Origin of the sequence: Arundinibacter roseus, from assembly GCF_004348825.1 — a bacterium.
Taxonomy (GTDB): domain Bacteria; phylum Bacteroidota; class Bacteroidia; order Cytophagales; family Spirosomataceae; genus Arundinibacter; species Arundinibacter roseus.
On the sequence record NZ_SMJU01000002.1, the window covers coordinates 401,204 to 419,378 of the forward strand.

Consider the following 18,175-nt stretch of genomic DNA (forward strand, 5'->3'; position numbering starts at 1 on the left):
TAAATTTTGAATGTTTTGAAATTCAAACTACCCCAATTCATGTTCACAGCTGAACGTTAATCGGGGTAGTTTTTTTAGTGAATAAAAGTGTTTAGGATTTTTAACTCCTGATTCCCTTTACCGTCTTCTGAAAATGCGTCGAAAAAACGGTTCGCGATCTTCCAGATAACAAGGATTTGGTGAAGACGGTGGCCGTCTGTAAAGTCCCATGGAAAGTCCGGCGTAGAGATTTACCATCTTGGGTTTTCCAATATTCAGCAAACCGGCGAGGTGGTCTGTTCCAATCCACAGCGGCCCGGCACGGCCCGCAAGGCCAATACCAAAGGAGCCGTACTGATTCATGATTGAAACGGGAACCGAAAGTTCGTACCACCGGTGTTCGTAGCGGGGCGTCACCGACAAAATAGACTCGCCTTTCATGCCAAAGGCGCCGGCTCCCCGCAGGTTTTGAACCCACAGTGTGTTTATGTACACATTTGGTTTCACCATGTAATCGAGACTTGCCTGAAAAGTAGTGGGCAAAACCGACCGAAAGCTCGTGGTGCGGGTAGCGCTCGTAACCCCCAATGACTGATCAACGGCATTGAAAAACCCATCAGTGCCCTGCAAATTCTGAAACCGCTCGTAACGAAAGGATCGATTAATAACGTTGACCTGCTGTACGTTTACGTAATTTGGATTTTTATAGTTGATTCTTCCAACATCCGTGAGAGAAACAGCCATGCGATAGAGGTATTTATTCTTACTGCCATCACGTTTGCGCTGACCTTTTTCGGTGTAAGAATATTTGTGGACATTGGGACGGTACTCATACACCATTCCCACATCAAAACCCCACCCGCTACCGGCGGGAGCATTGCCCAACAGCCACGCCGGATTAGGAGTAAAGTTCTGAAAAGCTCCTTCGGAAGTATAGCCGTACTGAGCATTAAGGACGGGGACTTCAATGATTTCTCTGAGATTGTTATAATTTTCATCAGGAAATACGCCAAAAGAACTGTTATCGGCTACAACGTGTGCATTGTAAAGCCCTAACACCCGTTTCACAGTAAAACCTACTTTTAAAAAATCAGCTTCGTTATCCATCACTACCCCACCCAGCGTCAATGCGAGTTCGCCAACGCCATTCAAATGCAGAGTAGTGGCCTGATTTTCAAAAATTATACTTTGTATTTCCGGGGCTTTTCCCCGGCTGCGAAGTGCCTGAGCCAAAGACTCAGTTGTTTCGGTTGTATTCAGAATCGCCCGCACACGCGAGCTTAGTCCAATGCCGATTTTTCCATCCCGCAACGAAAACATAACGGAAGGCAAGCGGGCTTCTGCGCCCAAATTCAGATGTTTGAGCCGACCGTTCAGGCGTTGTTCCAAATCTGCACGAGGCAAAATAATGGCTCCTTTTTCGTTGCGGTATTGATCAGGAACATTATTGGTTAGAAGGCTGAGAAAAGAGTAGGGGGCATTGTATTTTATGTGACTATTGGCGATATAAGTTTGCGAGCCGATGCCGTTAATGTAGAATGCGTAGCGAGAGTCGGCCACAAAGGCCGGATTATGATAAAGCGCCTGCGTGCCTGCATAGTTTCCCATTGCTACGCCGGGCATGTGTTGCGCCAGGGCTGTGTGCAGGCCGGTTGCCAATAACCAAATCAGGATAAGTAGTGTGCGGTTCATACAAAGTAAAATCGAAATGACTGGCGATTAGTTGGCAAAAGTAGGGCCAAATATGTTAAAACAGATTCAGAAAAATGGTATGCAAGAAGATAAAGCGAACAGAGCCGAACTTTTACCTGACGGCTCGGTAGGAGACAGTAGCGTTGGATTTTAAATGGAAACGAGATTTAGGTGGGAAATAATATATTATTAATAACAAGTAGCACGAACCAAAGATCCTATTTTTGGAGAGATAGTAAATTTGGTAATACCAAAGTCTTGCTATAAATTGTTTGGTCAATTATGCATAACTACCAAACCTTATTTTGACTTATATGAATTTTTCATTTGCTAATTATGATTCGGAAAAATTTTATGATGAAATGTTCAGTCCCGAAGGAAGCGTCAGACCCGGCTATGACCATTTAAAAAATAAATTTGAAACCCTCACTCCTCAGGATCTTACAAGTCGGCAGCAGGCCGCCGAGCGTTCCATGCTTTCGATGGGCATTACATTTAATGTATATTCAGAAGGAGAAGGAACCGAGCGTACGATGCCGATTGATATTATCCCGCGTGTACTGCCCGGTCCCGAGTGGGAATTGCTGGAAAAAGGTCTCAAACAACGCATCAAGGCATTGAATATGTTTATTAACGATGTCTATAATGATCAGAAAATCCTGAATGATGGCGTGGTGCCGCGCGACCTGATCGAATCAAGCAAATGCTTTTTGCCCGCCTGCATGGGCATTACGCCTCCCAAAGGTATTTGGTGCCATATCACCGGTACGGACCTGATTCGGGATGATGAAGGTACTTTTCTGGTGTTGGAAGATAATCTTCGCTGCCCGTCGGGAGTTTCATACATGCTCGAAAATCGGGAGTTATCCAAGCAGATTATCCCGGATGTGTTGGCGCGTACGGGCGTTCGGCCCGTGTCGGATTATCCCACACGTCTGCTTCAAATGCTCCAATACCTCAGCGATCGCCCCAATCCCACGGTAGCCGTACTCACGCCGGGTATTTACAATTCGGCCTATTTTGAACATTCGTACCTTGCTCAGCAAATGGGCGTAGAGCTCGTGGATGCGCGCGATTTGGTCATTTCTGATGGCTACGTAAAGATGCGGACAACCAAGGGTTTTGAAATCGTGGACGTGATATACCGCCGACTCGACGATACGTTTCTTGATCCCGACGTGTTTAATCCTGATTCGCTTTTGGGTATTCCGGGGATATTTGAGGTATTCAAAAATGGAAAAGTGGCGCTTGCCAATGCACCCGGTACCGGTGTCGCCGACGATAAGGTAATTTATGCCTACGTACCGCGCATCATTGAGTACTATTTGAAGGAAGAAGCCATTATTCCTAATGTAAAAACTTATATCTGCCGTGAACAGGAAGATATGGATTATGTGTTGGCCAATATTGAACAACTAGTTGTAAAAGAAGCCAACGAAGCCGGTGGCTATGGCATGCTCATTGGTCCCAAAGCTACTGCGGAAGAGCATGAATTGTTTCGGCAGAAAATCCGGGAAAATCCCCGGAATTATATTGCTCAACCAACCATTTCACTATCCCGTGTACCCTGCATGATCGACGAACACGCCGAAGGGCGGCACGTAGATTTGCGGCCGTATATTTTGTATGGAGATGAAGTGCACGTAATTCCGGGCGGACTTACGCGGGTAGCTCTACGGAAGGGTTCGCTCGTGGTAAATTCGTCGCAGGGTGGAGGTGGAAAAGATACGTGGGTGTTGTACTGAAAATCAGAATTTAAAGATCCAAAAGCTTTTTAATACGCTCAAAATCAGCAGACAGCGGTGCACGTACGTGCACCGCTGTTTTTGTTTCCGGATGTATAACCTGCAACTCAGCCGCATGCAGGAGCATGGTTGTATGATTAAAATGTTCCTTAAAAAACCGATTCTGCTTGTTGCAGCCGTGCGGGCGGTCGCCAATAATGGGATGAAACACATGCGCCATGTGTCTCCGCAGCTGATGCATTCGACCCGTTGTGGGAGAAAGCTCCACAAGAGAATAGCGAGAAGTTGGATGCTTGCCAAATGCCACCGGAATTTCGGTGCGGCCAAGTGTACGTGCGGCTGTAAAGGCCTCCTGCGTAGCGCCATCTTCCCGCGTCAGCGGGTAATCTATTTCAAACGTATCCTCCGTATATCCCCTCACAATGGCAAGGTACTTTTTGTCGATTGAGCCTTCGGCAAACTGTCGCTGCATGCGTACGTTTGTGGTTTCGTCTAAGGCAAAAAGCAAAATGCCACTCGTTTTGCGGTCCAGTCGATGGACGGGAAATACTTTTCTGCCCAACTGATCCCGAAGCAGCTGTACGGCAAATTCGGAGGCATCGGCAGCCAACGGCGAGCGGTGTACCAGCAAACCATGAGGTTTGTTGATGGCAACCAAATGCTCATCCTGAAAAAGTATGGGCAGCATGCGGTCAGGCCAAATCAAGCTGTGACCGCAGCAAGTCGTCCATGGTTTCGCGCCGACGAATGAGCGCGGCTTTTTCCTGATCAATCAACACTTCTGCCGGACGGAATCGGGCGTTGTAGTTGGAACTCATCGTGAAACCGTAGGCTCCGGCATTCAGAAAAGCCAAAAGATCGCCGGGACGAACCTCAGGCATCGTTCGGTCGGTGGCAAAAGTGTCGGTTTCGCAGATATAACCCACTACGTTATAAGTAGAAGGATTTCCTTCCGGATTAGAAACATTCAGAATATGGTGGTACGAACCGTACATCATGGGCCGGATGAGGTGGTTAAGACCAGAATCGACATGCACAAATGTTCGGGCGGGATCTTCTTTTACTACTGTCGCCTGTACAAGCAGGTACCCGCTTTCGCTCACCAGAAACTTACCGGGCTCAAACCAAAGTTGCAGGTTCCGGCCATAGGATTGACAAAATTTCTGAAAGCCTTTGGAAATTTCAGCGCCCAGGTGCGCCATATCCGTTACCTCATCGTCGGGTTTATAAGCCACCTTAAAACCTCCGCCCAAATCAATAATTTGCAGATCGGGGAAATGACGTGCGGCTTCAAAAATTACTTCTGACGCTTGGAGAAAAGCGGATGCTTCTTTTATGTCTGAACCCGTATGCTGATGCAAGCCGATGATTTTGAGCGAGTAGCGCTCGACTATTTCCAGAATTTTATCCAGTAAATCTACCGAAATACCAAACTTGGAATCGCGGTGACCAGTCATGATTTTAATATTTCCGCCAGCGGCTACGTTGGGTTTCAGGCGAATCAGGCAGGGTTTTTCGGAGCCATAGGTTTCACCAAACCATTCCAAAAGTGCCAGGCTATCCACATTTACAACGGCTCCGGCCTCAACGGCCTCTTTTACTTCTTCAAAAGGCACGCCGCTGGGAGTGAAAGTAATTTCGCCGGGCCCGTAGCCTGCCTGAGCAGCCATGTGCAGTTCGCCCATAGAAACTACGTCAACGCCGACGCCGAGGCTACGCAAAAGCCGCATGATGGCCAGGTTGGTATTGGCTTTGCAGGCATATTTGATATGCATGTCCAGGCCCGAAAATGCCTCCTGCAACCGGGCAACTTGCCGACGAATTATCTCGCCATCATACACATAAAGCGGAGTACCGTACTGCTGGCACAACTCAGAAAGAGAAATAGACTGAACAGAAGTTAGTTGCCTGGGAAAAGACATGAAGTTGGATATTAGTTAAGCTAAATTATTAAAAAAATACAAACCGGATTAAATAAAAGAGGCTCTTTATTTCAAATAAAGTTCCAGATATTTTTCCATCTCCTGCTGAATGGCATGTGCCTCTACCCGGGCTTTTTGGGCAAAATCCTGACCATTTCCGGCATACAAAATCCCTCGCGACGAATTGACCAAAAGGCCACAACGGGCATTCATCCCGTAGCGAGACACCTCTTCCAAACTCCCGCCCTGCGCACCTACGCCCGGAACAAGCAGAAAATGATTGGGTACAAGCGTTCGAATGTGCGAAAGCGCATCAGCCTGCGTGGCGCCCACTACGTACATCATGCGGTCGGGGCCGGCCCATTGCTGCGAGGTGGTCAGCACGTGTTCGTACAGTGGCTTGTCATCCACTACCAATCGCTGAAAATCGCTGCCTCCTGTGTTAGAAGTCAAAGCCAGCAGAATAACCCATTTATTGGAATAATCCAGAAAAGGCAACACTGAGTCGCTTCCCATATAGGGGGCTACGGTAACCGAATCAAAATCAAGGCCGGAGGCTGCCGGGTCAAAAAAAGTACGGGCATACAGTCCGGAGGTGTTGCCGATGTCGCCCCGCTTGGCGTCGGCAATGGTAAAATGCGTTTTAGGAATGTAGGCCAGCGTTTTGCGCAGACTTTCCCAGCCCGCCACACCCTGCGCTTCATAAAAGGCAAGGTTGGGTTTATAGGCCACGCAATAATCAGATGTAGCGTCAATAATCGCCTTGTTAAACGCAAAAACCGGATCTTCCTCATTCAGGAGGTGTTCGGGGATTTTGCGAATGTCGGTATCCAACCCTACGCAGAGGTAGGATTTTTTGTGGGTGATTTGAAAAAAAAGTTCCTCGTGAGTCATCAGTCTGTGAAATATTGGGCCGAAATTACAACCTCTAACAATAGATTCATAAATTTGCGGGAAGAATAGAGATCGTCAAACCCCGGATACAACTTTACATCACTTACGACATATGCAGATTCGAGAAACGTCCATCAAAGGTTTAGTTGAAATTTTCCCCCGCGTTTTTGAAGATGAACGGGGAGCGTTTTTTGAGTCCTTCAATAAGGATGCATTTGAAAAAGCGGGATTGCCAGTGCATTTTGTGCAGGATAACCAATCATTTTCTACCAAAGGTGTTCTGCGTGGGTTACACTTTCAAAATGCACCTTTTGCTCAGGGAAAACTCGTTCGGGTTATTGTGGGGCGGGTACTTGATGTAGCCGTAGATATTCGGCCCGATTCTCCAACCTTCGGGACCTACGAAATCTTCGAACTTGACGCTGTCCGTAACAACATGGCCTACATCCCCGAAGGATTTGCCCATGGATTTGCAGCTCTGGAAGATTCTGTTTTTAGTTACAAATGCACAAATGTCTACAACAAAGCAGCCGAGTCGGGCATTATCTGGAATGACCCCGAACTGGCAATAGACTGGGGCATAGAAAATCCGATTGTTTCCGAAAAAGACTGGCAATTGGAATCCTTTAAGGCATTGTTTTCAAAACAGACGCATTAATTTAAGATGTAGTAATTGGTTGGGCTTTATGTAAATAAGTCGAATTTCATTTACATAAATTTCACTTTTTGTCCGCAAAAGCAAAGCTTCATTAAAAATTGGCATACTACTTGTAAATGGAATAGTCAAACTCAACTGGTTCATGACTATTCCATTTTTAAAACGTCCTGCCGAAATTCAGCCTTTTCCCAAAACGTTTTCTGCGGGCATTCGCGTAGACGTACATTCTCATATATTGCCCGGCCTGGATGATGGCTCGGATTCTATGCAGTGCAGCATACAGCTTGCCAAAGAATTAGTAAAAGCAGGTTTTTCCAAGGTAATTGCTACGCCACACGTCATGAAAGGCTACTATGACAATAGCGTTGAGAAGGTATTTGGGATGAAAACGATGCTGGAAAAGGAATTGATCCTTCAAAAAATTCCCCTAAAAATTGAAGCCGCAGCGGAATATTATGTAAATCCTGAATTGCTGGAACTGGTACAACAAAAACAACCTTTGCTCACGATAGGCGCTCCGGGTCAGCGCCCGTTTTTACTGCTCGAAACGGAGCGGTCTCAGGAACCTGACGAGTTGATGGCACTTGTGGAGGCTCTGAATCGCCGATCCATAACGCCTGTTCTGGCGCATCCTGAAAAATATAACTACCTGCAAAATAGCTTTGAGCGGGCTATTGAGCTTTTTCGCGCCGGACTTTTGTTTCAACTCAACTGGGATTCGCTGCATGCCCAAAGCAATCTTGTTACCCGGCAATTGGCCGAGCGACTCATTGAATACCGCATGGTTTCTTTTTTAGGAACTAATCTCCACCGGGTCAGTGAGTTGAGTCTTTTGCGGGAAGCCGCCCGCGAGCCTTACTTTTTGCTTTTAACTGAGAGTGGACTGCTGAATAATACGCTCAGGTAGAGATTATTTTTCAAACATTTCTTCCATGACTTTGCGGGCAACCTTTCCTGCCGAATTAGGATTTTGCCCCGTAATCAGTCGTTCGTCCACTTCGATATATTGAATAAAAGGAATCATGCTTTTGGTAAAATGCGCACCATTTTCCCGCAATCGGTCTTCGAGGTAAAAGGGAACTTCCGTCACAAGGCTCACAAGTTTTTCTTCCATGTTTGAAAAACCCGTCAGGTACTTATCCTGAATTAACAGGCTTCCATCTGAAAGTTTCACATTCAACAGGCCACTCACGCCGTGGCAGGCAGCGGCTACCATGCCGCCTTTTTCGTAGATATTTCGAGTAATTTTTTGTAATTCACTATTGTCTGGAAAGTCCCACATGGCTCCGTGACCACCCGCAAAGTAGATCAGGCGGTAGTCATCGGCGTGTACGTCTGTAGGTTTGAGGGAATTTTCCAGTTTACTACGAAAATCAGGAATTTCGTAGTAAAGCCGGTTTACGTCGTCTTTCAGATCCATACTTCGCTCGTCAATTGGAATGAGTCCTCCGAGCGGGCTCACAAAATCCATCTGAATTTTACGTTTGTTCAGCACGTGATAAAAGTGTGTTACCTCGCTGAGCCAAAGCCCGGTTTTTTGCGTTTTGGTCGGGAACGTATCATGATTGGTACAAACGATCAGTGCTTTCATGGTTTTTGGGAAAAGGGTGTTGTTGCGGCTTTTGCGAAAATTAAGGAGATTATGCTTTGGAACAAAACCTCAAACGGATTGGCGCGCTTTTCATGGACTACATATCTGCCATAGGAAGTATTCATTTACCAATTTTTCATGCATTCAGAATAAGAACAGGAGTATGCTAGTTGCATTTTGAAAGTCCGCCTGTGGAGAATTAGTGGAAGTTCACCACGATATAAATAACTGAAACATAGAATGCCACAAGAAAGTCACCACTTTTTGATTTTGTAGAATTGATTCCCGGAAAATTTAACCCCTACGGGTTGTATATCCCAATTAAAAACGCCTTAGTCTGCTAAAAATACACGGGAACACGTTTTTTAGTTTTGATTCTTAGCGAACAGAAGAGTTAAGAATAGCTATTCTGTCTCCGTTTATTTCTGGAAAAGTTTGACAGGAATCTGGGACGTATAAAGTCTAACGTTCAAATTTTTTTCGGCTTTGCTTAAAAATTAGCCCTTTGTCCAGTTCTTCAAATTCAAAAAAAGGATTTGATAAAGAACAGGTTGCGAAAATGGCTTGCAGGAATTCTATTGTTCACTCTAAACCAAATACCTTATGTTTTATCACGTAAAGGACTTACAGTATAATGCCCGGGTGTCGAAGCCCGATCCGAAATTTGCCCGTTTGTTGCTCGAACAGTTTGGCGGCAGTAATGGCGAGTTGAAAGCTGCTATGCAGTATTTTGTGCAGGCTTTTGGCTGCAAAAATCCGTATCCGGATAAGTACGATTTATTAATGGATATTGCCACGGAAGAATTTAGCCACCTGGAAATCGTGGGAGCAACCATTCAAATGTTGCTCAGCGGGGTCAATGGCGAGCTGAAAAATGCAGCCGAGGAATCGGAGATTATGCAGCTTTTGGATGGATCTGCCGCACGCGAAGGTTTCATCCACGAAGCGATGGTAAATCCGCAGTTTGGGGTACTTTCCGGTGGCACACCCACCTTGACGGACAGCAACGGAAATCCATGGTCGGCTACGTACGTAACTGCCAACGGTGATCTCACAGTTGATTTGCGCTCAAATATTGCGGCAGAGTCGCGCGCAAAAATTGTGTACGAGTACCTCATGAAATTTACGGACGATCCGTATGTGAAAGATACTCTGCGCTTTTTGATGACTCGTGAAGTAGCTCACTTCCAGATGTTTGAGGCAGCTTTGGAAACCATTAAACCGAACTTCCCGCCGGGTATTCTGCAAAGTGATCCGCGGCACAGCAATACGTATTACAACTTATCGAGTGGGGCCGAAGCTCGTGGGCCGTGGAACGAAGGGAAAAGTACGCAGTTGGGCGAAACCTGGCAATACATAGAAGATCCGCTGTCGTATGTGATGCAGACAAGCGGCCTCACTTCTATTGAACCTGAAGGTACACCCCGTACGGACAGTTCCGTGGAAAAGATGAATCAGGAACTGAGCGAGTTGCGTAGTCAGGAAGTAAAAAAGGCCACACCAACCGAGGATATGGAGTGGAGCACCTACGTTAAATCAAATGGAGTCCATTAGGAAAATTGATAAGTCATGAACAAACCAGTTAATACTAGCACAGCGGAAAAGCACTCAGATAAAGTACGTATTGTTTTTTACGCCGATCCGCTGTGCTGCTGGTGTTGGGCCTTTGAGGCCAATTGGAAAAAATTTTGTGTACACTATGAATCCATTTTTGAATGGGAATATTGTATGGGAGGTATGATACCCAATTGGACACACTATTCTGATCCGCTCAATATGGTCAGCAAACCTGCCCAAATGGCTCCGATGTGGATGCAGGCGCAGCAAATCAGCGGACAACCGATTTATGAAGATATTTGGATGGAAGACCCGCCCGAATCTTCGTATCCGGCATGTTTGGCCGTGAAAACCGCCGGGATGCAATCGATACTTGCAGGCAAAGCTTTGTTTAGTGTGCTTCAGGAGTCGGTTATGATGCGGGGAATTAATATTGCTAAAACCGAAAATATAAGCAGAATTGCCCGGCAGCTTTCTGTCCGAAATTCGATACTTAACTATGAATTGTTTGTGGAAGAGTATAATTCACCTGCGAGTCTTGCCGCCTTTCGCACCGATTTGCAGCAGGTTAAATTACATCAAATTGGTCGTTTCCCCACTCTGACGATGACCCGTCCCGGCAGGCCCGGTGTGATGATTACCGGCTATCGGCCCTTTGAAGTTTTGATCGAAGCTTTTTTTCAAATGGCACCTGAATGTCAGTCGGCCTCCTGAAAAAATGGTGATTACTCAGGCACGGTTTTAGTCTATTTCTAAAAAGAGCAGACATTGTTCCACAATCCTAAATGAGGAGGTAAAAACAATGAGTTTCAGAACAGGCAGAAGGCTATGTCTAATGTCTGTTGTAACCATCAACTAACTGTCAATTCATATGGAATCAACCACAAATCATCATCCGGGCCGTTCAGCTGAGCGCCCAACGTACATGACCACGTTGTCGAGTGTTTTGGAACAACTACGAATCAAAAAACTGGATAATGAATGGAAATGGACTGCCGAGGGATTTACTCTGGGAAAGGGGAAAAACTATCAGCCCGAAGATCTTACAATTATCAAGGTGTACCGGTTTGAAGGAGAATCGGATCCGGCAGATTCGTCGATTCTGTACATTATTGAAGCCAAAGATCAGTCAGTCGGGTATAGCCTTGATATGTACGGTTTATACAGCAATCATGATGGAGAGCAGGGATACGATAGCTTTATCCGGCAGATAAAGGTAGATCAGCGGGATGAACAGATTATATTTTCAGACTAGGAAAAGCAATCTGAAAGTCTTAATAATATAGATCATTTGATCAACCATGATTTTCAGTTTCAGCAAAAAAAGGCGATGTATTCTCAGTTTATGAAAATACATCGCCTTTTTTCTATTAAGTAAATTGTGTAAAATTATGTAGCTTTTTTTCTACAAAAATTTGATTCCACAAGTTTCCTAATCAAACTATCCAATTTTCGGCATTTCATTTCCTGTCATCAATTCGGGTGCAATCATAACGCGGGAATTCGGATCGGCATTTTCAAGGTTGAGTACACCTCTTGGGCAAACTGAGGAGCAAATCCCGCACCCTACACAGGACGAACGAACAATATCCTGTCCGCGCTGCGCGTACCACCGCACATCAATACCCATTTCACAATAAGTAGAGCAGTTGCCGCAGGAAATACATTGACCGCCATTGGTTGTAATCCGAAAGCGAGATTTAAATCGCTGAACAAGACCAAGATACGCCGCTAACGGACACCCAAAGCGGCACCACACCCGATTGCCCATCAGCGGGTAAAAGCCTGTGCCGACAACACCCGAAAACAACGCTCCGATCCAAAATCCGTAGGCCGAGCGTACGGTGTAACTATCGATTGGCCCAACGTTGGACTGTCCGGTAAAGTACGTATACAGCACAAAAGCCGTCATCACTATCGCAAATACCAATACGCCGTGTACCATGTAACGTTCTATTTTCCAGGATTTTAATGATTTGTCGGAGAGCTGACGATACGGATCGCCGAGCGTTTCGGCCAGGCCGCCGCAGCCGCAAACCCAGGAACAATACCAGCGTTTCCCAAAAAAATAGGAGAAAATCGGAACCGCAATCACGATCAGGGCAATGCCCCACCCAAGCATAAACAAACCCAAAGTGCCGTTACTGATGAGCGTGTTTAGATTAAATTCAAAGAAAAAATCGTAGTCGAGCGGCCAGATATTTTTGAAATCGTAGTAGGGCTGATTCAGGCGGATTAGTATTTCTGGAATCAGAAAGGCAAAGGAAGTCTGGAAAAACATCACCGACAACGAGCGGAGCATTTGGTAAGGCGAATGACGGTATTTTATCAACATTCGGATGCCCATAATGACAACGGCCAATGTATATAAAAACCCATATAGAAACCACTGCGAAGCCGGATTGCCGCTAAGTGCCTGACTCAGCGGATCGACGAGGATGATCCAGTTGACGACGTATTCGGGATAGAAGTACAGCGCGATGTAAAATAGAATTAAAAATGACCCGAGAACTATGCCAATCCAGCCGCGCGAGGTGGCCGGGCTGTGATAAATATGATCGTTTTTGATGCCGGGATGCTTGCGTCGATTGGGTAAAATGTACAGAAAAGCTCCCAAAATAGCCAAACCAAAGCTCAGCCAAAACCACAAACCCGTTTGTTGAATGATCGTTCCCTGTGAGGAGGCCTTGGCAACGGGCAGCGAATAATTATCGTAGATAACCTGATCGTATTTTTGGGCCGATCTAAATTCCTCATTCAGCGTTTCTACTTCGGCCCGAAAGGCGTTGCCAAAACCAAAAGCCGTGGAGTAAGTTTGCCCGATTATGTTCTGCACTCGTGGCCGAATCAGTTCATAATGCTCCGGTTTCAGGTTTTCTTTCAGGGCATTTTCCGTAAGCACAAATTGCCCCAGGCTAAGCGTCACAATCCAGACCGCAAAACCAGTCAGAAATAGCCCAAGTCCAATTTTTTGTATCGTTTGCATAAATTTTCTGGTAAAAAATAAATGGATGAATCTGCTGATAGAAGGCTGTAAATTTCAGGAGAAGAGTTTTTCCCAAAAGTTTGGCTGACGCACCTGCGTGATGGGCGTCGTCGGGTGTTTTTCGTTGTAATCAGCCACAATTTCGGGTTCATAGCGCCGAAAAAATTCTGGATCAAAATGCGCTTCATGTAGCTGAGCGAGCACCTGTTGAATTGGTTTTTTTTCCTTAATCCAGCGGTCAAATACCTCATGACGCAATCGGATTCCAAAACCGTTTACGCCCGTAAGTGCCTGATTATCTTTTCTAAAATTTAAACGAAGAGCCACCTGTTTTTCTTTATTTTCCCAATAAAATGTGTCGCACTCTTCCGGCAATCGGGCTGGAACCTGTCCGTAGGTTTGGTACTCAATGGCAAAAAATTTGGCGGAATTAAAAAATACACCGGGCTGATAGGCCGTTCGTTCGCCACAGATTGTACGGGCTACGGTTTCGCCCATAATCCTTCCTGTGTACCATATTTGCTCCACTGATTTGCGGTCCTGTTGAGGCGTTCGGTGCTGCACGCAATCGCCGATTGCGTACACATCGGGCAGATTCGTTTCCAGAAATTCATTAACCAAAATTCCCCGGTCCGTTTCCAGTTTTGTGTCTTTCAGCAACGACAGGTTGGGATGAACACCAACTGCGAGGCCCACAAACTGACATTCAATTTGTTCGTTAGTTGTGGTCTTTATGGCTTTTACCCGGCCGTTTTCATCCGGAATAATTTCAGCCAATTCAGTTGAAAGTCGAAGTTTCACGCCATGTTCTTCAATATGTCGCCCAATCAAAGCTGATTCTTCTTCGGGTAACACATTGTTCCAGTAGCTTTTTTCCCGTACCAGAAACGTCACGGGAATGTTTCGGGTCAGCAGCATTTCGGCCATTTCAATTCCGATGAGTCCGCCACCTACAATTACTGCGGACGTCACGGCGGCGGTGTTTGCTTCCATCAATTCCAGATCCTGATAGCTATACAGGCCCTGCACGCCGGCAAGTTCCTGTCCCGGCCAGCCAAAGCGATTGATTGATGATCCAACGGCCAAAATCAATTGATCGTACTGCATGGTTTCGGGTGTCTCGAAATGCAGGGTTTTTGTGTCAAAATCAATGGTTTTTACCCACGCTTTTTTCAATTCAATCCGGTTTTTTGCCCAGAAAAAATCCTCGTAAGGTTTGGTATGCTGGTATTTCATGTGGCCCATGTAGATATACATGAGGGCGGTTCGGGAAAAAAAGTGTTCGGTTTCGCCCGAAATAACCGTGATTCGGAAATCACTATGCTTGCGGATGTGGCGCGCGGCGGTAATACCGCTAATGCCATTGCCGAGAATGACTATATGTTTCATGAGACGGATTCCGTGAAGATTCGAGTCGGGTTTTTTTAGTACATACGGTTATTTTACCAGCGTAGTTTCAATCTGAATAGGATTGGCTAATAACTGATGTACCGGGCAGGCGTTTGCAATTTGCAGCAGGCGCTCGTGTTGCTGTGCTGTTATAGCACCTTTGATATGAATGGAGCGGGCAATTACGGGCGTCTGATTTTTCTCGGTAGTCAGCGTTAGTTGTACGTCCACGTCGTCCAATTGCCAGCCTTTACGTTGGGCATACATTTTCATAGTAATGCTCGTGCAGGCTCCTAAACTGGCCAAAACCAACTCGTAAGGCGTAAGCCCCAGATCTTTACCTCCCAGTTCCTCCGGTTCGTCGGCCAGAATTTCATGTTGCCGGGCCTGCAACGAAACCAGATAATCTTCCTGCCCCAATATGGCAAGCAGCGATGGTATACTCATTAGAAATCAGGATTGAATAAAGGTTGAAATGTACTTATTTTAACTCGTTGATACAATGTATCTGGTTTCAGCTTTTGCCAGTAAGCTTACTTTTTTGGACTATTTTCAAACCAAATTTCCCGACCAAATTCAGTCGTCTGAATCATCACTCATTAAGTAAACGAGCGGTTGGGTATGCACAGACAATTTGAACAAAACCCGAATGATGGCCGTCAGCGGAATGGCTATAATCGCTCCTCCCAGGCCCCAAATGGTACTAAATACGATGATTGACACAATACTGAAAAACGGATTTAACTGAACAGAATCGCCAACAACAAAGGGTGAAAGTACGTAGTTTTCGAGCAACTGAGCGACAATCATCACCCCGGCCACAATAAAAAAACTAGACGGTTCGCCCGAAACAACGGCAAGGAGCGCGGCCAATCCACCACCAATAACATTTCCGACATAGGGCAAAAAAGAAAAAAGAGCAGCCAGAATCGCAAGCAAAATGCTGTATTTAACGCCCCCAATTGAAAACCCGATAGCGTACACTATGGCGAGGGCCGTAATGACTTTTAACATGCCCCACACGTAGCTGCTTGCAGTTTTGCATACCTCCGCCATCATTTTATTCACCGGACCTTTTTTATGATCAGGGCTGACCATCAATAGAAATTTTTTGACCCGATGACGTTGGGAAAGCAACAAAACTACATACACAAATACCAACAAAAAATTGGCTAATGTGGAGGTAAAACTACCGAAAAAACCTGCTGCCTGACTACTCAATTTAGATACAGAATCCTTTGCTTTGCTGATTTGCTTGTCAGGAGAAACACCCGTTTGTTCGGCTACATATTCCTGAGCCTGCGTCAGCATTTTTTCAGATCTTTCCTGAATTTGCGGCCAATCCTGCGAAACGAGACTTACCTGATACCAAAGCAAGCCTGCCAACCCTACAAAAAAAAGAACCAATAAAAATGTACTCGCGGCTACGGCCAGGCTTTTCCTGAATCCTTTGGCCATAAGCCAATCCATGACCGGGTTCAGGACAAGGGCGAGAATGACGCCGATGCAAAAAGTAACTAAAAAAGCTTTTCCCAGATAAAGCGCTGCCGGAATTCCGACCATGATTATGATGCCGCGAGAAAAGATCGTAAGTTTTTCCTTCATAGTGTAGGTGCTAAGATGTATCAGCAGACCCTTAAAAAGAATATACCAGCAGAATTGAAGCGGCAGTTGTCGCCACCAAAGAGGTTTATTGTTCAGGAAATTTTGTATTGATTTCGGCTATGTGTTTATTGCCAATTAATTGAATTTTTTTACGTAATTCGAGGATATTTTTTAATTTATTTTATGAAAAAACTCTTTCTTCTATTCCTGATACTTGGAGCAAACTACCCCACATTTGCGCAGCATAACCTGATTCCGGCTCCGTTTTCTTATGAATCAACTTCTGCTTTTTTTATGCTCGACGCGCAAACGAAGGTCGATGTGGTGGATGAAAATGCGGACGCAAAAAAAATTGCTGATTTCTTTGTCCGGACATTTTTGATGGGAGATCAGGCCATGCAGTTTAGGAAAGTGGCTACGCCTTCGCAAGACAACCGCGTTATTTATTTTCAATTAAACAAAACTGAACAATCAGAACTTGGTGCGGAAGGCTACGCCATTGAAGTTAGCGATCACGCCGTTCGGTTATCGGCCAATCGGCCCGCCGGTTTGTTTTATGCAGTGCAGTCGTTTAGGCAAATGTTGGGTGCGTCCTACGAAAATAAGGAAATGAAAATGCCGATGGTCACGATTCAGGGCTGCAAAATAATTGACAAGCCCCGCTTTGGCTGGCGTGGTTTGATGCTTGATGTAAGTCGTCATTTTTTTACCAAAGAGGAAGTGAAAGCGTACATTGACCTGATGGCGCAGTATAAATTCAATACGTTACATTGGCACCTGACAGACGATAACGGATGGCGGCTCGAAATAAAATCTTTACCCAAACTAACCGAAATCGGAGCGTGGCGGGTCGAACGACGCGGACACTTTAACGACCGCGAAGATCCCAAAGAAGGCGAACCCGCTACTTACGGTGGATTTTACACGCATGAAGATGTCAGAGAAATTGTACAGTTCGCCGCCGAGCGCCACGTAACTATTTTACCCGAAATCGACATTCCCGGTCACAGCATGGCGGCTTTGGCAGCCTATCCTGACTTATCGACGCTGAAAGATCCCAAAACGAAGGTAAATCCCGGAACGGCATTTTCGGAATGGTTTGCTGATGGCTCCTTCAAAATGAACATTGAAAATACGCTCGACCCGTCCAATGAAAAAGTGTATGACTTTCTGGATAAGGTGTTTACGGAAGTAGCCGCCCTTTTTCCGCATCCCTACATTCACGTAGGTGGCGACGAAGCCTACCACGGATTTTGGGAAGCCGATGCCAATTGTCAGGCACTTATGAAGAAAAAGGGTCTCAAAAATGGTCATGAATTGCAGGGCTATTTTATAGGAAGAGTAGGGGAGATCTTGAAGAAAAAAGGCAAGAAAATGATTGGCTGGGACGAGATTCTGGAAGGCGCTACCAATAAAGATGCGGCTATCATGAGCTGGCAGGGCATGAAGCAGGGTATTGAAGCTGCCAAAGGTGGGCAGTACGTGGTGATGACCCCGAAGATGTTTACCTACCTGGACTATATTCAGGGAGATCCGAGCCTGGAAACGCCGATTTATGCAGCCCTTTCGCTCAAAAAAGCCTATTCGTTTGATCCCTTGCCCGAAGGTGTGGACCCGAAATTTATTTTGGGTGGTCAGGGAAATCTATGGACCGAGCAAATCCCCACCTTACGGCATGCCTACTACATGACCTATCCGCGGGCGTTTGCTTTGATTGAATCGATGTGGAGTCCGGCTGACAAAAAAAACTACGAGGATTTTTTACGCCGAACCGAAGCTCATTTTGCCCGATTTGATGCTGCTGAGCGTAGTATCTCAAAAGCTATCTACGATGTTATTGTAGAAACCAACATGCAAAACGACGATTTGATTTGTACCCTGAGTTGTGATGTGCCGGGCGTTGATATTTTTGTTACGGACGACAATACCTTTCCTGATAAGTTTTCACCTAAATATTCCGGTCCTTTTGTCGTACCAACCGGGCCCGTTACACTCAAAATTGTTACCTATCGCAACGGGCAGCCGTTGGGCAGAATGTTGTCTTTACCCCGTGCAGAATTGATTAAGCGAGCAAAATAGACATTTATTATAAATGCATATCTATCTATAAATCAGTAAATTAAAGTCAAAAAAGTCCGTGAAAATTTTCACGGACTT

16 protein-coding genes are annotated in these 18,175 nt (G+C 45.6%); 7 read left to right on the plus strand and 9 right to left on the minus strand.

Going from position 1 to position 18,175, the window contains the following annotated elements:
• Positions 1 to 117 precede the first annotated feature (117 nt).
• Positions 118 to 1,671, minus strand: coding sequence for a DUF5723 family protein (locus tag EZE20_RS04235; protein ID WP_132114818.1), 1,554 nt, complete (start codon positions 1,669 to 1,671; stop codon positions 118 to 120).
• A 314-nt stretch (positions 1,672 to 1,985) separates the two neighbouring features.
• Between EZE20_RS04235 and EZE20_RS04240 the strand changes: the two genes are divergently transcribed.
• The gene (locus tag EZE20_RS04240; RefSeq protein ID WP_132114820.1) at positions 1,986 to 3,416 is read left to right on the plus strand and encodes a circularly permuted type 2 ATP-grasp protein; all 1,431 of its coding nucleotides are present in this window, start codon (positions 1,986 to 1,988) and stop codon (positions 3,414 to 3,416) included.
• A 10-nt stretch (positions 3,417 to 3,426) separates the two neighbouring features.
• On the opposite strand, the gene EZE20_RS04245 is transcribed toward EZE20_RS04240, so the two are convergent.
• From EZE20_RS04245 to pyrF, 3 genes are all read right to left on the minus strand, one after another.
• Positions 3,427 to 4,104, minus strand: coding sequence for a pseudouridine synthase (locus EZE20_RS04245; protein WP_132114822.1), 678 nt, complete (start codon positions 4,102 to 4,104; stop codon positions 3,427 to 3,429).
• Between the two features lie 4 nt (positions 4,105 to 4,108).
• Complete coding sequence (gene lysA / locus EZE20_RS04250; RefSeq protein ID WP_132114824.1) at positions 4,109 to 5,338, minus strand: diaminopimelate decarboxylase; 1,230 nt, start codon at positions 5,336 to 5,338, stop codon at positions 4,109 to 4,111.
• Positions 5,339 to 5,404: 66 nt separating this feature from the next.
• Complete coding sequence (gene pyrF, locus EZE20_RS04255; protein WP_132114826.1) at positions 5,405 to 6,232, minus strand: orotidine-5'-phosphate decarboxylase; 828 nt, start codon at positions 6,230 to 6,232, stop codon at positions 5,405 to 5,407.
• A gap of 112 nt (positions 6,233 to 6,344) precedes the next feature.
• Between pyrF and rfbC the strand changes: the two genes are divergently transcribed.
• Complete coding sequence (gene rfbC, locus EZE20_RS04260) at positions 6,345 to 6,890, plus strand: dTDP-4-dehydrorhamnose 3,5-epimerase (RefSeq protein ID WP_132114828.1); 546 nt, start codon at positions 6,345 to 6,347, stop codon at positions 6,888 to 6,890.
• A gap of 142 nt (positions 6,891 to 7,032) precedes the next feature.
• Positions 7,033 to 7,797, plus strand: a complete 765-nt coding sequence (locus EZE20_RS04265) for a tyrosine-protein phosphatase (protein WP_132114830.1) — start codon at positions 7,033 to 7,035, stop codon at positions 7,795 to 7,797.
• A 3-nt stretch (positions 7,798 to 7,800) separates the two neighbouring features.
• Here the strand turns inward: EZE20_RS04265 and EZE20_RS04270 are convergent, their stop codons facing one another.
• Complete coding sequence (locus tag EZE20_RS04270) at positions 7,801 to 8,481, minus strand: type 1 glutamine amidotransferase domain-containing protein (RefSeq protein WP_132114832.1); 681 nt, start codon at positions 8,479 to 8,481, stop codon at positions 7,801 to 7,803.
• A 603-nt stretch (positions 8,482 to 9,084) separates the two neighbouring features.
• Between EZE20_RS04270 and EZE20_RS04275 the strand changes: the two genes are divergently transcribed.
• From EZE20_RS04275 to EZE20_RS04285, 3 genes are all read left to right on the plus strand, one after another.
• Positions 9,085 to 10,035, plus strand: a complete 951-nt coding sequence (locus EZE20_RS04275) for a manganese catalase family protein (RefSeq protein WP_132114834.1) — start codon at positions 9,085 to 9,087, stop codon at positions 10,033 to 10,035.
• Between the two features lie 15 nt (positions 10,036 to 10,050).
• Positions 10,051 to 10,752 carry a DsbA family protein gene (locus EZE20_RS04280; RefSeq protein ID WP_132114836.1) on the plus strand — a complete coding sequence of 234 codons (702 nt, stop codon included), beginning with the start codon at positions 10,051 to 10,053 and terminating at the stop codon, positions 10,750 to 10,752.
• 157 nt (positions 10,753 to 10,909) lie between these two features.
• A complete protein-coding gene (locus EZE20_RS04285; RefSeq protein ID WP_132114838.1) occupies positions 10,910 to 11,293 on the plus strand; it encodes a hypothetical protein in 384 nt (127 codons plus the stop codon).
• A 186-nt stretch (positions 11,294 to 11,479) separates the two neighbouring features.
• Here the strand turns inward: EZE20_RS04285 and EZE20_RS04290 are convergent, their stop codons facing one another.
• From EZE20_RS04290 to EZE20_RS04305, 4 genes are all read right to left on the minus strand, one after another.
• The gene (locus tag EZE20_RS04290) at positions 11,480 to 13,024 is read right to left on the minus strand and encodes a 4Fe-4S binding protein (RefSeq protein ID WP_132114840.1); all 1,545 of its coding nucleotides are present in this window, start codon (positions 13,022 to 13,024) and stop codon (positions 11,480 to 11,482) included.
• A 54-nt stretch (positions 13,025 to 13,078) separates the two neighbouring features.
• Positions 13,079 to 14,413: an NAD(P)/FAD-dependent oxidoreductase gene (locus EZE20_RS04295; RefSeq protein WP_132114842.1), complete on the minus strand. Its 1,335-nt coding sequence runs from the start codon at positions 14,411 to 14,413 to the stop codon at positions 13,079 to 13,081.
• A 48-nt stretch (positions 14,414 to 14,461) separates the two neighbouring features.
• Positions 14,462 to 14,860, minus strand: coding sequence for an OsmC family protein (locus EZE20_RS04300; protein ID WP_132114844.1), 399 nt, complete (start codon positions 14,858 to 14,860; stop codon positions 14,462 to 14,464).
• A 129-nt stretch (positions 14,861 to 14,989) separates the two neighbouring features.
• Positions 14,990 to 16,018 (minus strand): AI-2E family transporter, encoded by a 1,029-nt coding sequence (locus tag EZE20_RS04305; protein ID WP_132114846.1) that lies wholly within the window; start codon positions 16,016 to 16,018, stop codon positions 14,990 to 14,992.
• Positions 16,019 to 16,201: 183 nt separating this feature from the next.
• Between EZE20_RS04305 and EZE20_RS04310 the strand changes: the two genes are divergently transcribed.
• The gene (locus EZE20_RS04310; protein WP_132114848.1) at positions 16,202 to 18,097 is read left to right on the plus strand and encodes a beta-N-acetylhexosaminidase; all 1,896 of its coding nucleotides are present in this window, start codon (positions 16,202 to 16,204) and stop codon (positions 18,095 to 18,097) included.
• Positions 18,098 to 18,175 lie beyond the last annotated feature (78 nt).